This is a genomic window from Xylanibacter rodentium, from assembly GCF_013166575.1.
GTDB lineage: Bacteria > Bacteroidota > Bacteroidia > Bacteroidales > Bacteroidaceae > Prevotella > Prevotella rodentium.
In genome coordinates, this window is the sequence record NZ_JABKKE010000003.1 from 171,137 (window position 1) to 196,313 (window position 25,177).

At 36.6% G+C, this 25,177-nt stretch carries 24 protein-coding genes; all 24 read right to left on the minus strand.

Annotation, left to right across the window (positions count from 1 at the left end; translation table 11 throughout):
- Window positions 1–1,092: a glycosyltransferase family 4 protein gene (locus HPS55_RS03295; RefSeq protein WP_172175972.1), complete on the minus strand. Its 1,092-nt coding sequence runs from the start codon at window positions 1,090–1,092 to the stop codon at window positions 1–3.
- A 12-nt stretch (window positions 1,093–1,104) separates the two neighbouring features.
- Entirely contained in the window at window positions 1,105–2,196 is a 1,092-nt protein-coding gene (locus HPS55_RS03300) for a glycosyltransferase family 4 protein (RefSeq protein WP_172175974.1), read from the minus strand.
- Window positions 2,197–2,206: 10 nt separating this feature from the next.
- Entirely contained in the window at window positions 2,207–2,608 is a 402-nt protein-coding gene (locus HPS55_RS03305; protein WP_253947647.1) for an acyltransferase, read from the minus strand.
- 112 nt (window positions 2,609–2,720) lie between these two features.
- The gene (locus HPS55_RS03310; RefSeq protein ID WP_172324680.1) at window positions 2,721–3,464 is read right to left on the minus strand and encodes a glycosyltransferase family 32 protein; all 744 of its coding nucleotides are present in this window, start codon (window positions 3,462–3,464) and stop codon (window positions 2,721–2,723) included.
- Entirely contained in the window at window positions 3,461–4,297 is an 837-nt protein-coding gene (locus HPS55_RS03315; RefSeq protein ID WP_172175980.1) for a glycosyltransferase family 8 protein, read from the minus strand. The genes HPS55_RS03310 and HPS55_RS03315 overlap by 4 nt, the downstream gene beginning before the upstream one ends.
- A gap of 7 nt (window positions 4,298–4,304) precedes the next feature.
- Window positions 4,305–5,279: a DUF6625 family protein gene (locus tag HPS55_RS03320; RefSeq protein ID WP_172175982.1), complete on the minus strand. Its 975-nt coding sequence runs from the start codon at window positions 5,277–5,279 to the stop codon at window positions 4,305–4,307.
- Complete coding sequence (locus HPS55_RS03325) at window positions 5,276–5,806, minus strand: serine O-acetyltransferase (protein ID WP_253945811.1); 531 nt, start codon at window positions 5,804–5,806, stop codon at window positions 5,276–5,278. Before HPS55_RS03325 ends, HPS55_RS03320 begins: the two co-directional genes overlap by 4 nt.
- Window positions 5,807–5,898: 92 nt before the next feature.
- On the minus strand, window positions 5,899–6,891 hold the full coding sequence (locus HPS55_RS14350) for an acyltransferase family protein (protein ID WP_172175984.1): 993 nt from the start codon (window positions 6,889–6,891) through the stop codon (window positions 5,899–5,901).
- 107 nt (window positions 6,892–6,998) lie between these two features.
- Complete coding sequence (locus HPS55_RS03335) at window positions 6,999–7,853, minus strand: glycosyltransferase family 2 protein (protein ID WP_172175986.1); 855 nt, start codon at window positions 7,851–7,853, stop codon at window positions 6,999–7,001.
- A 33-nt stretch (window positions 7,854–7,886) separates the two neighbouring features.
- Window positions 7,887–8,696 (minus strand): hypothetical protein, encoded by an 810-nt coding sequence (locus tag HPS55_RS03340; protein ID WP_172175988.1) that lies wholly within the window; start codon window positions 8,694–8,696, stop codon window positions 7,887–7,889.
- Window positions 8,693–9,841, minus strand: a complete 1,149-nt coding sequence (locus HPS55_RS03345) for an NAD-dependent epimerase/dehydratase family protein (protein ID WP_172175990.1) — start codon at window positions 9,839–9,841, stop codon at window positions 8,693–8,695. The genes HPS55_RS03340 and HPS55_RS03345 overlap by 4 nt, the downstream gene beginning before the upstream one ends.
- 14 nt (window positions 9,842–9,855) lie before the next feature.
- The gene (locus HPS55_RS03350; RefSeq protein WP_172175992.1) at window positions 9,856–10,827 is read right to left on the minus strand and encodes an acyltransferase family protein; all 972 of its coding nucleotides are present in this window, start codon (window positions 10,825–10,827) and stop codon (window positions 9,856–9,858) included.
- Between the two features lie 2 nt (window positions 10,828–10,829).
- A complete protein-coding gene (locus HPS55_RS03355; RefSeq protein WP_172175994.1) occupies window positions 10,830–11,423 on the minus strand; it encodes a serine acetyltransferase in 594 nt (197 codons plus the stop codon).
- Between the two features lie 8 nt (window positions 11,424–11,431).
- On the minus strand, window positions 11,432–12,394 hold the full coding sequence (locus tag HPS55_RS03360) for a glycosyltransferase family protein (protein ID WP_253945812.1): 963 nt from the start codon (window positions 12,392–12,394) through the stop codon (window positions 11,432–11,434).
- Between the two features lie 115 nt (window positions 12,395–12,509).
- Window positions 12,510–13,424 (minus strand): hypothetical protein, encoded by a 915-nt coding sequence (locus HPS55_RS03365; protein WP_253945813.1) that lies wholly within the window; start codon window positions 13,422–13,424, stop codon window positions 12,510–12,512.
- Window positions 13,425–13,498: 74 nt separating this feature from the next.
- A complete protein-coding gene (locus HPS55_RS03370) occupies window positions 13,499–13,894 on the minus strand; it encodes a DapH/DapD/GlmU-related protein (protein ID WP_410543853.1) in 396 nt (131 codons plus the stop codon).
- Between the two features lie 224 nt (window positions 13,895–14,118).
- Window positions 14,119–15,666, minus strand: coding sequence for an MATE family efflux transporter (locus HPS55_RS03375; RefSeq protein WP_172176002.1), 1,548 nt, complete (start codon window positions 15,664–15,666; stop codon window positions 14,119–14,121).
- Entirely contained in the window at window positions 15,639–16,886 is a 1,248-nt protein-coding gene (locus HPS55_RS03380; RefSeq protein ID WP_172176004.1) for an O-antigen ligase family protein, read from the minus strand. The genes HPS55_RS03375 and HPS55_RS03380 overlap by 28 nt, the downstream gene beginning before the upstream one ends.
- 92 nt (window positions 16,887–16,978) lie before the next feature.
- Window positions 16,979–18,295, minus strand: a complete 1,317-nt coding sequence (locus tag HPS55_RS03385) for a nucleotide sugar dehydrogenase (RefSeq protein ID WP_172176006.1) — start codon at window positions 18,293–18,295, stop codon at window positions 16,979–16,981.
- Between the two features lie 254 nt (window positions 18,296–18,549).
- The gene (locus tag HPS55_RS03390; protein ID WP_172176008.1) at window positions 18,550–19,449 is read right to left on the minus strand and encodes a DUF2971 domain-containing protein; all 900 of its coding nucleotides are present in this window, start codon (window positions 19,447–19,449) and stop codon (window positions 18,550–18,552) included.
- 35 nt (window positions 19,450–19,484) lie between these two features.
- On the minus strand, window positions 19,485–20,270 hold the full coding sequence (locus tag HPS55_RS03395) for a hypothetical protein (RefSeq protein WP_172176010.1): 786 nt from the start codon (window positions 20,268–20,270) through the stop codon (window positions 19,485–19,487).
- A gap of 407 nt (window positions 20,271–20,677) precedes the next feature.
- Entirely contained in the window at window positions 20,678–22,246 is a 1,569-nt protein-coding gene (locus tag HPS55_RS03400; protein ID WP_172176012.1) for an ATP-binding protein, read from the minus strand.
- 89 nt (window positions 22,247–22,335) lie between these two features.
- On the minus strand, window positions 22,336–22,998 hold the full coding sequence (locus HPS55_RS03405) for a UpxY family transcription antiterminator (protein WP_172176014.1): 663 nt from the start codon (window positions 22,996–22,998) through the stop codon (window positions 22,336–22,338).
- A gap of 325 nt (window positions 22,999–23,323) precedes the next feature.
- Window positions 23,324–24,535: a tyrosine-type recombinase/integrase gene (locus HPS55_RS03410; protein ID WP_172176016.1), complete on the minus strand. Its 1,212-nt coding sequence runs from the start codon at window positions 24,533–24,535 to the stop codon at window positions 23,324–23,326.
- Between the last annotated feature and the right edge of the window lie 642 nt (window positions 24,536–25,177).

Consider the following 25,177-nt stretch of genomic DNA (forward strand, 5'->3'; position numbering starts at 1 on the left):
TTACCGTATACTATTCAAGAATTTATCTACAGTGGAATGCCACGTAAAATGCTTCAAGACTCGTGACCTGGCATATTGCACTTTTTTCCCCGAACTTATTATTTCTGCCATTTCCTCTATCGAGGAACATAAGAAACCACTCTTCCCGTTTTCTATAATACAATCCGGTCCCGGAGCATGGCGCGCCACAACAGTTGCATTGTGGTACATAGCTTCAAGTATTGACATACCGAATATCTCATTAGGATTGAAATTTATCACATAATCCGCCACCTCATAATACTCATGCACTTTGATATTCTCCATTTTTCCCAAGAACTGTATGTTCCGGTATTTCTCATCCGAACTCAGTTTTGCCATATATTCTTCGGTCTGCATCCAAGGTGTACCGACATGAACAAAAAGATATTCTTCTCCAAACATCTCTGCCAATGAAAAAATATCCATCGGATGTTTATCCGGTCTTAAAGCACACACTAAAAAGATTATAATCTTGTCAAGCGGCAAATTCAACCTAATTTTTAAATCCTCTTTATTACTTGCAATCGAAGGAATTATATCCATATCCAATCCTACAGGAACCCATTCGGCACTTGATACACCATTCCTCTTCAATTCATCCATAACGGCAGGAGTTTTACAGAAAACCTTTGTTCTTCTGAAAGCAGCAAAGTTTCTACTGCTTAATTTGTCCATTATACATCTAGAAACAGCTTTGGGAGAAGAACTGTGTATAGTACCCACATAACAATAATGCTTTAAGCCATGTTTCAAACAAAATCTGACAGCCTCAGGTACACAAAGAAGATTATCACTTTGAAGATGATAAACATCAATACCTAAAGGCATCAACAATGAAAAATCCGGCCATATGTGATGAACCAGTCTGATTAGATAAGGTAAATATACCTTTTTGATACTATCTGTTATTTTAACCTCTGTATTACACCGTTTGTCAGAACGTGACACCCAATAAACAATAACAGTCTTGTGCCCTTTGTCCTCCAACGCCTTCGCTAACCCTAATTCTTGGACATTATAACTTCCAGACAACCATTCCCCATAGTCCAAATGAATATATCCGACTACCATTACTTTACAATACTATATTTGAATGATTTGTTTTGTTACGACATTCCACTCTAAACATTGAAGATAATTTTCCATTTTATCCCGTTCTATAATGAAATGATCAGGAGTATTCATTATATATTCCATCTGTACCATTAATGAATCCGCATCCCCTGCTTTACAGAAAAGCCCGATTGCCCCATTATCCAACTGCTCTCTAAGCCCACCTGTATCACTTGCTATTATCGGGGTATTATATTCCAAAGCTATCGGTATTACACCCGATTGGCTTGCATCCAAATACGGCAATACGACAACCGTGTTCGGTATACTGAAGAAATCATCTATTTCATCATCTGCAATATACCTGTTCTCGATCCTGACATTGGGAATATCGGCAAAAGCCGATTTATATTTATCAAAGTTACCGCTTCCAGCCACAGTCAATGTTACATTGGGATAAGATTGACAGAGCCTGTCATATGCTTTTGCCAATACATGAAGTCCCTTATACTCGCCTATCCTACCAAAAAACAGAAAATTTACACTATTGGAAGATCCTATATTGTTGCTACTTTTTCTTTTATACAAACTCATCCTGCCATGAGGCATATAATGAATATGTTTCTTATCATAACCATATTTTTTTTCGACAATCGGAATAAAACTTCGGGTCAATACAACAATATCATCTGCTGTTTTGATATATCGTGTAGTCATCCATCTTTCCAACAGTCCTACACCGGAATGGTATATCGGGTCATGACAAATTATTATCTTCTTTCTGACATCAAAACATCTCAATACCGTTGAAGCCCACGGATGATAAAAAGTACTAATTGCATAATCGAAATGAATATGCTTGAACTGGTTCTTCAAAACTTTCTTTTCTTTCAGAAAGAATACAAGCGTTGTCTTGATTGCTGTTTCACGAGTTCCTGTATTGATAAAAGTAACTGTCTTGAAAGAGTTGTCATCTTCCCAATCTCTTCTATTGGCAATTTTTGAAGAGAGCAACGCATGGACTTCACAATTATTCTTAGCCAAGCCACGAGCCATTTCCAATGTAAATATTGGGCCGGCTCCTTCTTTGAATAGGAATGTTATCAGTATTTTCTTTTGCATCGTTTACACATTATCTAAACCAAGGATTCCAATTCTGTTCATAAGCCCCCTCAAGTTCTCTTTGTCTAATATATTTAGCAGGAACACCCGAATAAAATCCATCCTCTTGATATTCTCCTCTGATAACAGTACTATTTGCACCTATCAGACAAGATTTCTTTAAACAAGCCCCAGGTAATAAAACAGAACGAGCACCTACCCAAACATTATTCTCTATTATTACAGGTTTTTCAAAAAAATCAAATAATCTCGATTGTGCATTATGTGAACCTGTAATAATAACAGAATATATACTAATTGATACATTATCATGAATTATAATACCTCCACGAGCATCCAAATGACATTTCTCATTAATAATAGAATTCTTTCCTATTCTAATTTTCCACGGTTTTATCACAACTGTTCCCATACATATCCGAGAACCTTTTCCAATTTTCATTCCCAACAACTGATAACAGACTTTACGAATATACCAAGATGGTATGTAGGATATTAAATAATTAATGATTATATATATGAAATCAAGAATAAAATTTTTCCCTAAAATATTTTTTCAATCGTTGTAGTCCAATGTGAACATATATCCATTTAGCTAATTTAAAATACCATTTCTTCCTTCTATTTAGTTTTTTTTGTTCTTTATCCGGCAGCCACGAACCAAAAAACAAATGTATACAATATGTATTTGCTGTTTTATTCCAATTTCCCCAAAAATCCATTGGACAAAAATATTCTCTCGGAAATATATGAATACCAGAAACTATTTGTTCTGCCCCTCCAAGTTGCAGTCCTTTTTTTACAAACCTTTTAGTAATATCAATCACATTTGCCTCATTGTTATCAACAATATCCATTGTGAAGTCTCTGTCATAATATTCCAAACATTCTTTTATGAAAAGATGATTAGGTTTTGCCGCCATTACGCATGATGCAACAACATCTCCTTTTACATCCTCAAAACACATAAATCCATCTTCTTCCAACAATGAATTAAAAGATCTTATCATCTTTACATCTGTGTCCAAATATATACCACCATATTTATACAAAACAAGCAATCTGACATAATCTGATACAAAAGCATATTTTTTTAACTCATAAGAATGTTTTGTCCATTCTGTGCTATTAATATCAAAAGTATCCTCATTCCATAATTTAAACTCATACTCAGGCAAAACTTGTTTCCATGTATCAATACACTTCGCCATCAAAGGAGAGTAAATACTTTTGCCAAACCAGCAAAAATGAATTATCTTCGGTATCATATTTTTCTTCCCTCTTTTGAAACCAAGGTTAATTGATATATTCGATATAATCTATGAAGAATATAAAGCTTTACGAGCTCCATTTTTCTCCCCAATCTCCACATTAATTTAAAATATGGATAATCTGTCTTATATGGGAATTTTACATTCCATGGCTTCTCCATAACATAATGTATCAATATTGGGGAGCTTTCTTTTGAATAATTCTGATTAACTTCTGCAACACTAATCATATAGTTATATACTTTAGATACAGACCTTATTACCCCCCCATATTTGACATTTATAAAATCTTGGTCCTGAAATAATAATCTATCTTTTAATTCAAACAAATCAGTAAGAATTGCATCTTCGCTATACAAATCTCGCATTTTTTGCAGATTCATCATTAGTACACCTGCATTATAGTACCTTTGTCCTTTTGGCAAATTTAGTCTACAACAAGCACTTTGGTCGTCATTCTCCACTGCACATAATATATCGTTCATTTGATACAATTCTGTCAATCCACCGGTACAGATTATATCTCCATCCAAATATAATACTTTATCAACATCATGTAACAGATAACATGCAAACAATCTAAAATAGACCTCTACACTCCAATTATTACCATTAATCGGAAGGCACCTTATATCTTTATCAAATTTACGAAATACAGCCAAACACCCTAATGATTCAGTATAACTGATTATTTTCTGTTGATTATAATCAGAAACATCTGCGTATATAAAATAAAAACAATGATTACCTGAATTATGTTCTAATATAGAATATATTACAGGCTTTATCACATCACAATACTTATTGTTGATACAAAACAAGAAATTCATATTTAACTTAGTAAAGTTTATATTTTATATGCCAATTCTCACCCTTTATATACATGCCAAGACGTCTAAAAGCCACTCTTATATGAAACACCATCTCATCACCTTTAGATAAGGAACCCAATATACGCTTCAATTTACATTGTGCAGCGTAAGAAACACCCAACGAATCAGTGCACTCAATAGTTTTATCCACTGTTTTAGTGAAAACATCGGGCTTTATATAAAAATTATCTTTATCTATATTTTCCACTGTCATTCTACGTTTTTGTAAGTGTAAATAAGCAAATTCCCGCTTATTTGTTCCATCAGCATACTCATATAAGTGTCCTCTATCATAATGAAAGATCATGGGGTCTTTATTCCAACTTGTTGTAAATTCAGCTTTTATCGGTAAAATATCGGCAAATTCCATTTCATTCAAATATTGGCTCCATTTATTTTCTTTCCAAATATCCCACATTCCTCCACGTTCATCAAACATTTTCACCCCCCCAACTTTAAACACCTCTATATAATTATATGAAACGAGATTATGTTTGGTTTTCCATCTGACATTTATCTCGTCACTATTCTTATATATACACATGTGTCCATGTTGATATATCCTATCATAATTATTTAGCTTATCTTCTGTAAGAAAAGATTTCAAATCACCGAATATAACATCAGAATCACAATATCCCCAATGGGAATAGTCCGATAAAAAATCTTTAAAAATACACCCATACAAAGGTTTATAGTCTACTATTTTATATGGGCTGGTCAACATTGGCTTAAAACCGACAATTTCTTGGATTCTCCTTTTTATCTCATCAAAATCAATATATATATAATGAATGTTTTTATATATATTATGTTTATTCCTCGGAGTGTCAGTAAAAATAAGAAAGTCTATATCCTTATTGTATGCAGCTGAATGCTCCCACAATTCAAAATAATTGGGAAATTTACCAAAATAAGGTATAACAAATGCTATTTTCATAAGTAATATTTTGTTTTTTCCGCACCATCCATACTTACAATCCTTGCCGGATTACCAACAACGACAGCACTATCAGGTATATCTTGCAAAACAAGACTGTGTGCTCCAATCATCACATTATTTCCTACAGAAACATTTCCTATTACAGCCGAACCTGTAGCAATAACAACATTATCACCGATAGTTGGGACTCCACCTTTCGGTCCTCGTACACTACCGATTGTAACACCATGAAGTATTGTACAATTCCTACCTATTTTTGCACCTCCATTTATGACTATTCCACTGAAATGCGGAAACATCAATCCTCCTTTTACGGGATGTCCCATAGCAATCTGTATTCCAGTCTTGTACTGATTGTGCTTATGGATTATGGAAACCAGTACCAACAATATACGACTGAATACATCTTTGCGACAACTCAACCAACCGCCAATTCTCATCCAAAAAGTTATCTGAAAAGAAGCGTTAGTAATCAGGTATCTGACAAACCCTAATTTTTTACCCCCCCCCATTATTTTTTCCAATCCGAACAAAATCTTCTTTGATCAGTTTTTTACATTCACTATATGTCATAAACTAAAAATAGAAATCGCATAATAACTCATCTTTATCATAATCACAGATTAAAAACATCTTTCTGAGACGTCACATACGGCAGGTATTTTTTCATCAATGGTATAATTACAATATATGAAATCAGAGTTACACATACAGTAGTCCAATAAGCCAAATCCGAATTACAAATCAACTTACTTACAACCATAGAAACAACAGCCAAAACTAAAAGATGTGTCAACAGTATCATGATTGAATATCTGCCAATATAAGACACGAAAGGTAATTTTACGATAGCCTTCGACAGATATAAAACACATAAAGTCCCCGTTATGCCTCTAATGTAGAAAACCAATGGATTAATATCAAATTTGTTCTCTATAAACATCGTACTTCCTCCGGACAAACATAATGTTATACATGCCAAAACAAGTACGAATAAAAGTCCCAAACGATCATACTTGTTCTTAACAAGAATATTAGAATATTTTCTGAAGATATAACCTATCGCAAAAAAGGGCAAGACTGTCATGCTTGTATCGATAAACATGGGCAAATTGATATTTACTCGTCCAAGATAGAATCCGGAAATACCAATCAAGAAGAGCAACATACAAAGTGCTATCACCTTAAAGTACTTAACATATTTCTCCACACAAATCAGACAGAAATAGAATATTATATTTGTTTCAAACAGACTTAACAGAAACCAAAGTGGGATATTGGTAAATTTCTCATAATAAAAATTAATAAAGCTATGCCACCCGATAACCGATTTGACTCCAACATTTATATTACATTCTTGTAATACGAACGGCAACAGAATTCCTGTAAATATATAGAAAAAGGCAAATGGGATCAACAACTTATTTACTTTCTTCAACACAAAGTCAAAGAATCCTCTATATGTTTTGAAAAACAATCCCGATAGAAAATAATATAAAGGCATGCGGAAAGTATTACCTATCATTGTATTAACACAATATTCCTGATGAAAGAAATATATATCACAATGAAACATAACAACAAGAATTATACAAAATCCCTTTGCCAAATCTATATATTCAATTCTGCCATTCTGGCTCCCCCCCCCGATTAAAATTTATTAACATTCTCGTCCTGTACTTCTCTATAATAACTTATCGCATAAATCATATTAAATTACACCTTATTCATTCTTAACCACACCCCGGGCCAGAAGCATCTAAGATGAACAGTAAAATAATGCTTTAATGCTGTACATAATCCATAATGCCGATTTTCCAAATAAAAGATTTCCTTTGGCGGCATTCCATTAGGACGGTGCATCAGTTTCCATCGTCTTTTAAAAGGAATTTGCGGATCACACCACGCATCAATACTGTCGTGCAAATCGCATTCTCCTAAAGGATGCCCTACCTGCCACATCTTTATACCAGCCTTACGGGCACGTAACCCATAGTCAAAATCACCTCGGGCATGCGTAAAATAAGGATCAAGAGTACCTAACTTCTCATATACAAAACTCGGAACAAGCACAATATTACCGTTTATCATCACAACATGTACCGGAGTATCATCTGCTGAAGGAGAAGCCACATTACCGGTTTCATCCCGTCCTCCATAAGTTAAATTGCTACGAGTTTTTGTATCTACCGTAGAACCTACAGTTATTATCTTATTATCATATTGACTACATACATCCAATAAAGATTGTATACAGTCTTCGTAGATAAACGTATCGTCATTCAACCATAGATAATAATCATATTGTCCTGACTCACAGCCATATTCTTCCGCCATATTCCATGCAGCAATCATTCCTCTGTTCCAAAAAACGCCTTCCACTGTTTTAATATGGACATATGGGAACTGTTTCTTTACAGACGTTACCGTCCCGTCCGTAGACCCACCGTCCACTATGAACACATCCAATACAACATATTCCGGAAGTTGTTGCTTTTCCAGATTGTACAGGCACTTTATCGTTTTTTCCTTACGATTATATACAGTCAATAGTACGGCTATGCGCTTCATATTTTCTTTGCTCTTATAAAACTATTGAAAATATCACGTCTTTATGGCATGATAAACATATCTTAGCAACCATTTGAAATCCAATCGCGGTGATTTATGTAAAAAGACGACAGGCTTATACTTATCATCAACATGCTCAGGAACCTTATAATAATAGAACTCCGAACGATAGGTTTCAGGATGAAGTCCCCTTTGGCTTATATCCAAATGGGGGGGGATATTAAACTTTTTACAAAGCAATGAGAATATGCTCTGATCTTCACGATGAGCAACAAAAGCCTCTCCGAATTTCTGATTTATAGAATCATATTTACCTAATCCTGACGGTGATATAAGCTCATAATCACAACACAGCGACAGCCATTCTTTCATGAAGCTACGTGTAAAAGGAGTGACCATAAAGCAGAAGTACGTGGCAATAATCTGATTGCTTTTTGCATATTTGTCACCAGATAGTCCCATCTTTTCAAAACACGCTGGTTTTGTAAAACATGACTCTATCAATGGTATATCACAAACGAACAGCGGATTCTCTGCTGTCAACAATGAAAATATCTTATTTAGGTTTCGAACAAATATAGAACCGGAGTCACAATAGAAAATAATATCACCGTCAGCACACTCATCCATTACCTTATTGACAAAATAAGGTTTCCAAAGCCATAACCCGTTTCCACGTTGGTGCGACAATATTTCCGAGTGTTCATCAGCCCATTCTTTTTCGATGTCAGCAGGATAAAACTCACAAACCTTATCAAAATGAGCGATATGCCTTCCCGTCCATGTATTCCATTTTCGGGCAGGCTCATACCGCTTGTCTGCATAGTTTATAAGGATTTTCATTTATACAATCCTTTTTCTTTCATCTCTTGGATAGAGGTTTCATACATATCAGCCTGTACATCCTGAGTATTCACCCATTTGCAGAACTCTCCTATACCGTCAGAAAAATTCCACTTGGGTTCAAATCCCAATATCTCCCGCGCCAAAGTTATATCAGCATAATTATGTCTGATATCTCCCAAACGATAATTGCCGGATACGGTTATAGGAACATTTATATTGTATTTTTCACATAGAGTGTTAGCAACCGTCAATACATCTGTTGCTACGCCAGTACCGATATTGAACGCATGTCCTGCAGCCTCTTTTGTTTCAAGTCCCAAAATAGTAGCGTCCACCACATCCTCTATAAATACAAAATCTCTTGTCTCTTTTCCGTCTTCAAAGATATTTATACCATTACCGTTTTTTATTCTGGTCGAGAATATAGAGAGAATACCGGTATACGGATTCGACAAAGACTGTCCGGGACCGTATACATTCTGATACCTGTATGATACGGCGTCAATACCGATAGAAGGACATACAAGATGTACCAACTGCCCCTGCACCTGTTTGGATATACCATATACGGATGTAGGGTGAATCTTCGAATCCTCGGTTGTCGCCACCAGGTGTAATTTTCCGCCATCTGGATATGTACATTCAAATTGACCGTTGCCCATATCCTCATCGGAACGCTCCTCCGGATAGACATTAATGCCCAACGACGGACTATAATATTTTCCTTCTCCATATATAGCCCTGCTTTCTGCAACAATCACACGCTTGACTGTGTGCTTACAGTTTGTCAGAATATCAAGCATGAGAGCAGTACCGCCAATATTGGTATTTACATACTTCTCTATTTCATACATGGACTGTCCTGTGCCGGTCTCGGCTGCCAAATGTATTATAGCCTCCTGACTTTCAAGTGCTGTCATCCAGTCCTCGCGTGATGTCACACTTCCTTTTATAAAACGTACTTTATCTTTTATTGAAAGGTAAAGTGGCGAAGTCTCTTCAGGATTCTTACCGTGTATCTGTTCAGACAACGAATCCAGAACAGTTACATTCACTCCTTTTGCAACCAATTTCAATGCGATGTTTGAACCTATAAATCCGGCCCCACCTGTAATAAGAACATTCTTAAATGTAAGTTTCATTTTATATATATGTTTTATTTATGTTTCCCAATAATCCATGGAAAGCTCTTAAGAGTTAATTCAATTATAGGAATAAACACTACAAGAATAAGAAATGCGCAAATCATAGTTACAATAAGATTATCAGTATGGCATATCTTATTAAAGAGTATTATCAACAAATAATGGAATCCTAATATAAGTATCGTTCCTTTTGAGATTATTTGATTCCATCTGCAGGATACATTATATTTAAATATTGTCGTTATAAGATATAAACAATACACACCTAACAAAGCATTTATATAGAATAGAATCATGTTATTTCCATAATTATGAGCATAGCACATAACATATCCATTAAGACTACTTGAAAATAACAATATTGCAAATACTAAAAATATATGTAAAAGCCCATACTTGGTCTTTGTTATTTTTTCTATACTATTTATATTTCTCTTACAAACATATCCCAATATAAAAATCGGAGCTACACTAAAACAATTGAATATTGCCAAATTGGGTAATGACATTTTGTTTAAAAACCAAGCAATCAACATACATAAAAATGTTATTGCAATTACATATACCTTACGAATTGAACTGATAAAAAACAATCCTATTCTTAGAAAAAATAAAGTATAGATAAAACAAGTTGGTTTCGTCACTGCACAAACACTCATTTTTCCTTGATTTGCACCTATTAAAATTCCCAATAAAGATTTTAAAGAATCTTGCATTGAAAAATCTGCATTAAAGCATAACAAGACAAACAAGCAAATCACATTTATAAACAAATAAGGAACTATCAGTGATTTTATATTTTTTATAAGAAATGAGCCAAAAGTTTCACTTCTCGAAAACAAGAAACCGCTTATAAAAAAGAATAACGGGACACTAAAAGAATATATGAAAATTGTTCCTGGTTTAGGAAACATATGCCCCAATACTATTAGGTATATACCTATAGTTTTCATATAGTCTATATAGTTTAATCTTGCTTTCATTATTATTTATGTTTCCTCACCAATTCTGTACTTTCAAATCCATTACCGCCTATCACCTTTGCAGGAATACCCGCCACAACACTATCCGCCTCAATATCATGAGTCACTACAGCATTGGCTCCTACAAACACATTGTCTCCCATCGTAACGTTGCCTAATATTTTACTTCCCGGTCCCAAAACACAATTGTCTCCTATAGATGGAACTCCTGCATTCCGCCCCCCCATTTTCAAAGCAGTTGTCACTCCATGAAAAATGGTACAGTTGCGCCCTATCTTGGTCCCACCGTTTATTATTATACATGAAAAGTGATTAAAACTCAATCCACCTTTAACGGGAGTGCATAATGGCATTTGTATTCCGAATTTAAACGTATAGTGCCGATGCATCCACCATGCAACGACATATATAGGAAGCAATAGCTTTTTACCCTTTGACCAACTTCCCAACCTAAACCAAAAACAGTATTTAAACGAATTGTTCGTAATAAGGTATCTCTCTATATACAGCCATTCCTTTATACCGCCATCCGTTTTTTGTGTCAATACTTTCTTAAAATCCTCATAGATTAACCGGCGGCATTCTTTAAAATTCATGATTCTTCTTATTTTGCAGTAAGTCTGATAAAATCATTGATGATAAATGCAGATGTGGTTTGTGCATTATATTCTCCTTTAACCATTTTTCTCACATTAATACTCATTGCTTCCACTACTTCCGGATGAGTCTTAAGATAACCGATTTTTTCTTTCCAACTTTCAACATCGTACGGCTCTATCAAATATCCGATGCCTTCTTTCTCCAAATCAACATGTATATCTGGATTATGAGTCATCAGAATAGGAATATAATACGGCATAGCCTCTACAACATTTGTATACCCCACACCATATTTCCTCTTCTCACAAGGTATAGCCAATACTGATGCCTTGCCTTGTTGCTCCATTATATATTCATATTCATTCGCAATGTTAAGATCTTCCATGAATATGAATTTCACATACCTGCTATTCTTGTATGATTCTGCCACTTTCACATTACTTTCGTGACGACGGGTAATTATAACACAGTCTGTTCCGGTCTGCTCACAAGCCTCGCTAAGTGTTTTATAATCACGGCTGTCCTTTCCTGTTGCCATCACCAGAAATGAATCCTTTTGAAGTTGCAGATATCGTGAATACCATTCCACTTCTGCCCCTCTGCTCAACGTTACAATCTGATGTTCATCTACAATATGATGCGAAATGGCATGACTTGTATGATTGTCAAACATCATATATATACGGTCTATTCCCTTCCAATAGAAAAACTTGGTAATCCAATCCTTCAAAGGATTCTTATATTCCTTGCAATAAGTATATTTCCATACTACAATCTTACACCGCAATAAACCTATCCGTTTGAAAAAAACTAATTTATTTAATCCTGTCAAGTTGCCAAGATATAAAATATCAGGATTGATTCTTCTAATAGCCTTGACAATTGATATGGTATTTGAGATACCTCTACGCTCAGCAAAAGATGACGGTTTCAGCAAACACAGATCTATATGTTTGTTGCTCATCATACTTTTGACATAGTAAGCAAAATTATCCGGTTTAGACTTAATGGTTTGTTCACTATGGTTAGTGATGTACAATACTTTTATTTCAGATGACATTATCAATCAGAATTAATGATTATTACCAGTAGCATGCACCTTCCACATTTTGCGCATTAGAAATACGCTCTGTATCTGAAGGAAACACCCAATATTCGTTCATCAGATTATTATAATAGTTTCTTGTAATGAACGGCAGTGATTTCATTCCGTATTCCGGGTTCATCCAACGTTTTCCTTTTATTCCAAACAATAATTGCAAAGCACCTCCCAAATGAACAGCTTTCTTGCCAGAACGTTTCACATGAGCTGCTAAAGGAAAGCCATAGGCTCCGCATCCTATCAATGCAATATCATATTCATGTTTATCAATCTCGTCTTTCATATATTGTAAGGCATCAAACCATGTAATGAAATCACTTTTCCCTCCGATACTTTGTACTGCTTTAATTGTTATTAAATCAAACTCAGGTAGTACTTTCGGATTTTTAAACAACAAAGTTCTTTTACTATCATATTGTCGCTTTATTGTTTCGGAAAAAGGATGTATAACCAAAACTTTTTTTCCTTCAAGAATTCTTGTCCACGGATTTGCGGCATGATACGGTTCTAAAAGAAGAAGTTGAATCGCTTTTATTTTATTAGCATCAACCAATCGACCTTCTTCCAAACGCCATGATCCTAAAATATCAACCTGTTTGGTATCTTCAAGCATAAGTTCCCCAAATTTTTCCAAGCCATGCTCAGTTAACGGGAAAAAGCCTGCGTTATTCTGCATATTTTTTACCCCAACACTATTCCACCAAAACTGAGGATTTTTATCAGTAATATAATTCCAAATACTGTGCTTAAACTTTTTAATTCCCAAATAATTGACTACACATAACAACTCAACACTTCCATATCTGGCAATCATACATGAATTATCCTGGTTTAATTGCTCATATATTATATCAGAAGCCTCATCAGGATTTATAACCCTATCAAGTGGTTTCAAATATGAACCATAATGTTCTACAAACAATCTATGTGCCCCACATAGAATTCTATCAAATAAAAAAAACATTTATACTATAATATCTTGCCTATATATGATTCTTGATTTTCTTTCAGACTTTCTAATGATAATCGTTCCTTTTCTTGATACAAGTTTTTTTCATGCTCCACTATCTCTTCCGGAGTGAATACAAATTTTACAACTTTTGCAGGATTTCCAACAATAATAGAATAAGGAGGGGTACTTTTACGTATTACAGTTCCTGCTCCAACTATACATCCTCGTCCTATCGTCACACCACATAATATTGTAACATTTGCTCCTATACGAGCATCTTCCCCCACAATAACATCTTTTTCCACATCTGCAAGACGCAATTTAACAGACTCAAAAAAAAATCTATTTTTTACAGGATGGTGATTTCCGGTTATTACAGTAAATTTTTGTGCTGCTCCTGAATTTTTTTTCATAATCAATTTTCCGGTTGTATTTACAACCAAAGAATCTGATTTGACAATTACATTATCTTCCAAGAATACATTTTTAGGATTATGAAATGATATAGGGTACTCTAATCTAACATTTTTTCCACAATAGCCTAATGTATCCAATCTTGTATCATACAATATCCTCTTTAAAGTACCTAAAGCTATTTTCAGTTGTTTGATATTCATAATTCAAGTGATATAACTTACTAAAACCTCAACTTCATCTTTATTTCTCTTATCAATGCCAATGTTGCCGAAGAAATAATTTCTTTTTCTTTTGAAGAAAATACCAATCCCCAACATACTGAAATAAATATTATCGTAGTTGTGCACAAAACAATAATTAGTCGTAAAAACGATTCTTTTATATAAACCGTTACCAAACCACTTATTGACAATGTGATAATTGTTATTAACACCACAGGAACAACTATTACTTTATAGAAATCCACATATTGCATTCCACAATTCTTATGCGCATAATAGAGAATTATTGCACTCCCAATACCGTTCCATGTAACAATCCACACTATATAAAACCAGTAAGGTGAAAAGCCAAAATTAAAAAGCAATATACTTATAGGCAATGGTAAGAAATAAGAACATCCTCTATATATAGAATAATATTTTATTCTTCCCTCAGCAGTAATCGCACTTGTCAATGTTATAGTGAGTTGATCCAGCATATTCCTTGCAATCTCAAATCTAAAAAAACATACACTCCATTCAGGTACATTTTTTAGCCATAACCTCAAAATATAAGGAGTCTCAACAATAAAAGGAAAGGCAAAAAACGCTATAACAAGAAAAGACATCTTTGAGCTGAACAATGAAATACGCATCATATTTGCAATTTCATGACTTCCTGCTTTTTTACCAATTACTGGATTGATAGCCATCAGCATAGTACGTGAAAAAACCATCAATTGCCCAGATATTTGGTTTGCCACACCTTGTGCAGCACTTAATATGGTACCGAAAAAAGAATTCAATACAATTCCCATACCATATTGTGCAAACATCGAAGATGAAGAATTAACAAACCCCCATCCCGCAAATGAAGTCATTTCTTTCATCAGATTCTTATCATAGTATTTAGTAATACTGAATTTACATTCCGAATAATTTCGGTGACAATAAATCATAAGAATCAACATAAAAATCAATGATACCAAAGTTGTAAGCACACCATACAACACAAGTTTGTCTGCACAAACATATACTACTATCAATGCTATCGCCAATTTCATCAACGTTTGGAGAATACCCATAATGCTCATATACCGCATATTCTCATGCGCATTGATAATTGCATTGTAAGGAACCGTCTGAATTGTAAATACCGTCGACAAAAGCATTAACTGATAAATCCATTTGGCAGAATTCATCCTCTCAGTGGGAATGTTCAGTATACCGTCAAAGAAAAAGAAATAAGCAATCTCAAATACTGCAATCATCAACAACGACAACAAGAAATGAATGCTTATGCTTACAGTAAAAATACTCTTTTTAGTTTCCGGTTTTCCTTCTCCTTCTGCATAATTTATAAACCGTTGGGTCGTGGTAGACATTGCTGCATTTAAAAAGCCCAACATCCCTATAGCTCCACCTATAATACAAAATATACCAAAATCAGAAGCTCCAAGTGCATTTAAGATCAATCTGGTAGAATATAAAGATACTACCATGGACAATCCCATACTGAAATAAAGGTATCCACTATTTTTTAGGATCCTATTTGCTGTCTCTGACATGTTTTTTTGCTATTTACTATAAAATAAGGATAGAGCATCATTGTAAAAAGAGCAAAATTCATAATATGTGGTTGGCCAAATCCCATATTTATAACCAATAAGATCCTGACCAAAACATCCCCCAACCCTATATTATATTCAACCACTTTACCAAAACAAAAACCAAACAAAATAGAATAAGGCAATATGCCTATGGCCAAAAGCAAATATAAAAGTCCGGCACATCCTTCCAATCCCATGTTATTCAATTCATCATATCCCACACCCCATAGGGTTATTGGCGAATCTGCAATTGTCTTCAATACTCCGGAAATACTCTCTGTACGTGCTCCTCCCGTCTTGCTTGCAAAATCTACTTTTCCATTATCATAAACTTTATCATATACAGCCATATTCATAAAATCCTGACCAACATCTGTATACGATATAAAAAATATAGAACTGACAAGTATTCCACAAAACAAATATTTCGTACGCTTGTCTATATACTTTCTTAAAGATAACAAAAAACAAATTATTATTATTGCTATTGCAATATATCCACTTGTTGAAAGCGTTGTAAGCAAAGCTACAAAAAAGACGATCAGATATTTAAACCTCTTCTTATCAGGAAAAAGATAAGAACGGAACAATACAAAATATAAAGCTACAGAAAGTACGCATTGATATTGCCCAGGTTCACCAAACGGGCCACAATTTCGTTCACTATGCAAAGGTACAAAACGATAAATGAAGCCTCCGTAACTGTAAATATCACCATCGGAAAAAGACGGATACAAGAATGGATATAGAATGAAGCTGATACCGAATCCAAAAGTCCTTGTTATAGAAAATATTATTATACTTACAAGTGCTATATAATATATTATTTTTACCAGCCTTTGAATATAGTGCTTAGAATCTATCTTAAACGAAGCATATACAATTAACAATATCGAAGTTATGCTAAGAGTAGTTCCTATACTTAATGTAGAACTGACAACCACCAACAACATTGATATAAAAAATACCCCGATGAAAGTCAGATATGATTTTTGAAGACGGGATACAGACGGTTTGAAAAACACATAGAATATACCCATCATAAGTACGAGAATAATAAAACGATCATTACCTATAAATGACGGCAAAGCCATTCCGGCCGAAGACATCATAACATAGATATAAATATACTGGATGAAAGCCGCTTTATTCTCAAAAAGAAAAGCTTTGTTCCGCATTTAATTCGTAGTCTCTATCATTAAACTACCCAAAACATCAGTGTTTCTATTTTCCTTTAGGAATGATTTTTTTGTATTAGTCAACACTATAATCAATCTCTCCTGAAAATATCCCTTGTATAAACTTTCTCCACAACATCATCCAGACAGACATCATAACGGTTAGCTATAATTGCCTGACATTTTGATTTGAATAAAGAAAGATCATTCACCACCCTACTGCCAAAGAATGTACTGCCATCTTCCAATGTCGGTTCGTATATTATTACTTCAGCCCCTTTGGCTTTGATACGCTTCATCACACCCTGGATGGATGACTGACGGAAATTGTCACTGTTCGATTTCATTGTAAGACGATATACACCGACTACACAACGCTTTTCATCAGACGGACTGAAATCGCCACGATTGTAATAGTCATAGTATCCTGCCTTGTTCAGCACACGGTCAGCAATAAAATCCTTGCGCGTGCGGTTGCTCTCGACAATGGCCTCAATGAGGTTTTCAGGCACATCAGCATAATTAGCAAGCAGCTGTTTCGTATCTTTGGGAAGACAATACCCACCATAACCGAACGAAGGATTATTGTAATGCAGTCCGATACGCGGATCAAGACTTACGCCATTAATTATAGCCTGAGTGTCAAGACCTTTCATTTCGGCATAAGTATCAAGCTCATTAAAATAGCTGACACGCAAAGCCAAATACGTATTGGCGAAAAGTTTCACCGCCTCAGCTTCTTTCAACCCCATGAACAACGTGTCGATATTCTCCTTTATCGCACCTTCCTTCAGAAGTTCGGCAAAAGTTTCTGCCGCATTCCTCAGCTTATCCACATCCGTCACTTGCAGAATTGCCTCATTCTCCTCTTTAAAATCATCAAGACGAATGAGTTTGGGGAATCCCACGATAATACGGCTCGGATAGAGATTGTCATACAGTGCCTTGCTCTCACGAAGAAACTCCGGAGAGAAAAGAAGATTAAACCGCTTCACTCCTTTCCTTGCATATTTCACATACAGGCTACGACAATATCCTACAGGGATGGTTGATTTTATTACCATTACCGCATCAGGATTAACTTCCAACACCAAGTCGATAACATCTTCAATATGATGTGTATCAAAGAAGTTTTTAACCGGATCATAGTTTGTCGGAGCGGCTATCACAACGAAGTCTGCATCGCGATAGGCTTCGCGCCCGTCAAGTGTAGCACGAAGATTCAAATCCTTCTCTGCAAGATACTTTTCAATATATTCATCCTGTATAGGAGATATACGTTTGTTCAGTTTCTCCACTTTCTCCGGGATTACATCCACTGCCGTCACCTGATGATGTTGTGCCAACAGTGTAGCAATACTCATTCCAACGTAACCGGTCCCGGCTACAGCTATCTTATATTGTTTCATTTCTCGTATTGTTATAATCAATTAGACTTTATTCTAATGATACGGAATTATTTTTATTGGTATAGGCGTTTAGAGCGCACTAATTAAAAATAATTCCTTGTGCCATAGTAAAAGCTATCATTGCATTCTCAACAGCAATAGAATGAATAATCGCTTTGGCGCGCGCCTTTTTAGAATTAAAATATTGTTGCAAATTGGTCTAATATTGCCATAATTTATAAATAGTAATATACACCTTAAAAAATAAAATATTCTTAAAATACTATCTTATATCCAGTACGTGATAACTTTACATCGCATAATTTGATTTTAGAATCCAAGTTATTCTCAATCAAAATCGTACGTAAATTCTGTTTATCTATTTCAGGTGTTCTTCTTCCTATGTATATACACTTAATGCAATCCTCATCCAGTTTAACATGCGGATTATTGTGTTTGTCGCGCCATACTATTTTCTCTTTATTCTTTTTGATATTATAGATCAAACGATGTTCCTTTTCATATTTCCAGTCATTCCCTTTGGAAGTGAGAAGAGCTGTCATCAGATTTTCCATATCTGCTGTATTCATATAATTTTGAATAGAAAAATCAAATCTTTTATCTGAATACGTCATCTCCTTCATCTGTCCTTCAGTAAACGGTTTGTTACTCGTATCAAACCCCATTACGATACCTTTATGAGAATTGGCATAATGGCTCCACATCAAGATATTACCTTTTTCTACTGTAAAACAGGATGTATAAAGATTCATCAAATTGGGAATGAATTTGCTTAGAAAAAGTTCAATTTTAAGAGCTGTCTCATTTTCATCGTTCTTCCTGGAATGACTACCAAACAAAGAAGAAATGGATGCACCTATTGCAAATATACTTGCAATGGACAATGGAGCAAATTTTAGAAAACTTGATGTGAATATTCCTTTTTTTATTTCAGCCAACTGATTCTCTGAAATCTTATATCTTTTTCCTATGACATCAAGTTGTTTGACTATCATTTCTTCTCTTTGCCTTTCATTACTTGCCGAAAAAACAGGTAATAAATCTGCATAACTTGAAAATTCTGGTAAACATTCAAATGGATCATTATAACTAAGGAAGTTTCGAAGAGGCAAAGCTCTATTCCTAAGAATAGAAAAACACTTGTCTGTACTCATGTATTGATAAACGACCCCCATACGAATTTAGAATTTTAGTTTTTCCCAGTGTATCGTAAGTAGTCTAAAATATTGTCGGTAATATCATGAGCCAACTGCTTTTGCGATACTCCTATTAAGCAATCTATATTTCTGACATGTTCTAGTATCCAGCCTGCTATGCAATAGACTAAATAATGGTCATAAACAGAACCATCAGAAAGGTTGTATTTGATATTGAGCGAACAAATATCTGCATATATTCGTCCACCTCTCCCTAATATTAAATAGTAGTCATTGACAATTGTATCTGTATGCATGTGATATATTTTGTCAAGCTCTGAAAGATATGTTTCTTTTAATATTCTCTTTTTTGAAAGGGAATCCTCGAATTCCTTTAACATCTCTATCGATTTCTTTTCTATCTCATAAACAAAAAGAGATTTCATATCTTCTGCAATTTCTTTCAGTTCAACTTTTACATCTGGCGAAATATCAAAGGTATCAACATATTTGAAAAAATCTGATTGAAATTCAGATACTGTTGAATACGCCTGCGAGATTTTGAATAATCCTTCAAAAAAATCAGCAGCACTTTGATTTTCCAATCCGCTAATTATTTTATTAAACCCATCCTTGGTGTTTTGTGGAATAGAGGCTATTGATAATGCGGCACCCGTAACAACAGAAGCTGTGGCTGCTGCAGCCAGTGTCCCGTCAACTCCTAATTTCCCCACTATATAGGCTCCATGTTTCATCAACATTGTCTTCACTGCAGCTGATTTACTTAAGAATAGGGCGCCCTTAACCATGGACAGAATTGATAAAGAAATTATTGGCATAATATCAACAGTTAATTAGTTAGTACTCAAATTAGGACATACCACTTTATATTATAACTTTTACGAGTGCCTATATATTGAGTTGTAAAAAAATTGACTTGTTTGTTGACTAACTTATTAAATAAATATTCTGCATTCGGCAATATTAAAATAAATTTTACTATTGCACTCATTTAACGAATATTTTGGCATGTCGTCAATCTAATATTGTCAGGTCGCAAACTGAAATAATCCCTACAATCGTCAAGGATATTAACAAAAAACTTCCAGAGATAATCCCATGCTGACCGACCTTGCATCTTAACTATACTGATAATGTGTGGTAAATGGCAGCCATCTTCGTGCCTTCATCACTGCCAAAGTGAAGCATGGAATTTCTCTGTGTGGTCAGCGGGCGGACTGCACACTCAACACTGTTCTATCTTCCAGCTATCTACAGTCCGCTTCACGCTGTCGAAATTGATACCAACTTTAACTATGGGCAGACCGCAGAGAACAAAACGTGAGGGATAGTCGTTAAGGTCTATCTGATTCACGGCATCAACGGCACTCTTATCGAGCTTCAGCTCCATGACATAAAGAGTGGTCGAAGTGCGCATCACAATATCCACACGACCACGCGGCGTGCGAACTTCAATGTCGGTATATATACCAAGCAGTGAGAAGATGATGTAAAGAACCTGTTGGTAATGACCCTCGTAAGCTGTATGGTCACAATATGGTACAGTGAGAAGAAATTCCCGAAGACAGCGCAACATTCCGTCCATATCATCCTTATAGACCGCACGTGCCATGTTGATGACTGTTGACGTGGCCTGACGAGAGTCCGTTGTGACATAGTAGGGTATAAGGCTTTTCATTAACCCGATGCGAACCTCGTTATTTGGAATGTCCAACAGATAACTTTGGAACATTGCATCATAATCCTTAATAGTGATATATCCGCTTTGGTAGAGCAACGCTGTCACACTGTTCATCTGTTCAGTCGGAGCATCAAACTCTGATGCCATAGCTTCGATGCCGCCGATACCCGAAGGCATTATACCGAATTTCCTCAGCATCTCTATAAGATACGTCGGAGTGCCGCTTCCGAACCAGTAGTCTTCGATTTTGTTTCTTGAAAAGGCACTCAACAGGCTGAACGGGTTATATATATCCGGCGAAGGCCATGTGAAGTGATAGCCGTCGTATCTCTCTTTCAGTTTCCGCACCGCTTCGTCATGTGACAGACCGAGTATTCCGGCCAACCGCTTTATATGGCCATCCATCTGTCCGAGCATCTCTTCTTCGGTTATGCCGCAGATGGCAGCGTATGGCTCATCCATGCTGATGTTTGATATGTTGTTCAGCTCGCTGAAAATACTGAGTTGCGAGAACTTCGTTATGCCTGTGAGGAAAACGAAGCGCAGATAGGGGTCACACGCTTTCAGCGGGAAATAGAAATTGCGCATCACATTACGGAGCACCGGCAACTCGTGCTCCTCGTGCATCACATCAAGAAGTGGAGCATCATACTCGTCGACAAGCACGACAACTTTGCGGCCGGTCTGTTCGTAAGCACACATGATGAGTGATGTCAGACGGTCGTTCAACTTATTGGCGCCATCCGATTTACCATATATTTTCTCATACTGACTGAGTTGAAAACCAAGCATGGATTCAAGCGTATCCTTATCAACATGCTTGGCACGACTCATGTCGAAATACAACACTGGGTATTCCGTCCATTCCGTTTCAAGACCACTGATGACCAATCCCTTGAACAAATCGCGACGACCTTCAAAATAGCTACGTAACGTGGAAGTAAACAAGGACTTGCCGAACCGACGCGGACGGCTGAGAAAGAAATATTTGCCATCGGAATGGACAAGACGGTACACGTGTTCCGTCTTGTCCACATACACATAATTATTCTCTATAATTTCAGAGAATGTCTGTATTCCCACCGGGCACCGCTTCAATTGTTGCATTTCCATAATCCCTACTTTAACAATATTACGTTGTGCAAATATACCATATTTCGGCGACATAAGCAAGATTTAACGACGGATTTTGTCCATCGGTCTCACTCCACTTCCTCCAACAACTCCAGCGGTACCTCCGTTTTGGCGCAGCCAAGAAAATCTATGCCGATTACTATACTTGTCCTGCCATTGGGTTCGCGCAGCACATTGCCTTCAAGACCTTTGAGGCGTCCGCCTTTCACGCGGACTTTCGCACCTACGCGCAGGCGGCGGGGATCAATAGTGACAGGAGTTTCCGCATCACCCACCATACGCATAAGATTGAGCATCTGGTGCTCTGGAATGAAAGCAAAAGGATATGCACCGTATTGGTTGGGCTGTCCGGCATGGTCTTTCATGAAACTTCTGATGAAATCGGTTTCCTGCTTTATCATCTTGCGGACTTTCTCCGTACAACGTATGAACAAATAGGTGGGGATAAGAATTTTGTCTACTTTCTTACGACGGCCGTTACGCCATACATGCAACTCCTTTTGAGATGGCACATATGTATCGAAATCTAACGGTGTCTGACTATCTGCAGAAAACAGATCATTCAATTTCTTGCAACACGACTTCTCTGTATTGTGCATCACAATGGCAATATACCATCGCTTAGGCTCCCAATCATCCGTAAATCCTTGCACTGAAAGTACGCCTGCGGCGACGGCAAGCGACATTTTGCTTGTCGAAGAAGGTTGATTTAACGTTCCTGCATTTTCCATTATGCTCAACACCCTATATTGTATGACATAAAAGCCATAACGGTATGCACTCTTGGGAAGAGTGCGTACGGTGGTTGCAAAGGTACGATATTATTTTGATTTTTTGTTATTTTTCTATAAAAACTTATGATTTGTGAAAAAAAATCCACTTCGTCGTTGAACTATTGTTTTACAAATTTGACATCGTAGCTCTTATATATCATTGAAATATAAATATTTAACCACCGTACGCACTCTTCCCAAGAGTAATATTGATCAGTAACGCTTAAACTTTCATTTTCATACGCGTTTTCTGACCTTTCAGATTCATCGAAAGCATTTTCATTCACAAATCCTTTAATATACTTTGGTTGGCTTCATCTATCGTATTCGTCTGGATAGATGCAAGATATATTTGCGTCGTACTCTCAGAGTCGTGCCCCATTGCTCCACTGATTACGCTGATGGGAATGTTTTTCGCATTGGCTATGCTTGCCCACGAATGCCGGGCTACATAAAGGGTCAGCGGCATATGCACCCCCGCCAAGGCCGCTACCTTTTTCAACCTGCGGTTTATCAGAAGCATCCTGTTACGGTATTGTCTCTCTTCCGTTCCGTCTTCACGCACAATAATAGGCAAGAGATACCGGGTATCGGGTGAATTGTATTTGTCGAGCAAAAGCTGCATATGCCTCTCCCACCTGATCGTGAGCTGCCGGCCCGTCTTCCGACGGTTGTAAGTGACAAAACCGTTGCTAAGATCGGTTTTGCGGAGGTAGGCAAGGTCTACAAAAGACATGCCGCGAAGACAGAATGAAAGCAGAAAGATGTCACGTGCAAACTCAAGTCCTTTTTCACCCGACAAGTCCAATTCCTTTATCCGCCTGATTTCCTGAAGTGTCACTGCACGCTTGGCTGTCTTGTCGATACCGGTATACACATTCCGGAAAGGATTGACCTCGCGGGCAAGTCCTTCGGATACGGCCTGATTGTAGAGTGTACGGAGAATGCGCATATAGAAAGAGGTGGTGTTGCGGCAAAGGCGTCGCATTCTCATCCATGCCTCATAGCGTTCAATCATATCCGCATCAAAAGAGTTGAAACGAAAATCAACATAGCCACGGAACTTCATCAGACTGCTAAGCGCTTCCATATATGTACCGGCAGTGCGGTTACGGCCCATACGCCTGAGCCGTGCGGCTTTCCGCCGGATAAATCCGAATACGGTAATCACATCCGCCGCCGTTTCATTGTAACGGCATACAATGTCTTCCGCGCTATAAGGCATGCCACTCGCTTCCAATACATCTGCGATGTCACGCATACGGTCCAATCCACACCGTACATTCTCGCGTATACATTCCAACTCGCCGCTGCGTATGTCGGAACATACCGGAGAAACAACGATTCTGCCATGTTTGCGGTCCCATTCACAAGAAAATATACGGTATCCGGCACTCACCAGCCTTACCTCTCTGTCGTGTATCACCTGATAATAAAGAATGCCTGCCTCATCACAGTTTGAGGACATTCTCAGTTTTAGTTTTATTGATGTCATAAGTTGCTATGTCTACAAGTTGTTTTATTAAGTAAGTGAACAAAATTATTTATATTTCGGACACAAGGACACGGAGATGCCGAGGATTTATGAAATAATGATTTCAACACATGGATGGATACGCCCCAACGGGGCAACGAGCACATAGCCCGGGGCAAAGCGAAGCGGCACCCCGGGAACAACACGATTGTACACACTCGCCTTGAAAGGTAGGGTGGCCATAATTTGTGGTTTATTTTTAGTATCAAAATAGCATTAAATTTAGCAATAACTGTATGATATTTAAATAATTGACTTTTTATATTTTGTATCTCAAAAATGAACGTTATATGAGCGGAGTCGTTAAAATACGAAATTACTCAATTGCAACAATGTCATATTCTGTATTTTAATAAGTTGTTCAACAGAATCAAACTACATTATCGTCCGGATATAGGATGAACGCGCTCTGGATGGATACGCCCCAACGGGGCAACGAGCACATAGCCCGGGGCAGAGCGAAGCGGCACCCCGGGAATCATACATTGCCAATCCCCGCGCCCTGCAAGGGCAAAAGCATAAGAATATATGGGTGTGTTGGTTGTAAGTATTTGGTAATTAACGCTTTTGCCCTTTCAGGGCGAATGGGTAATTGGACATAAA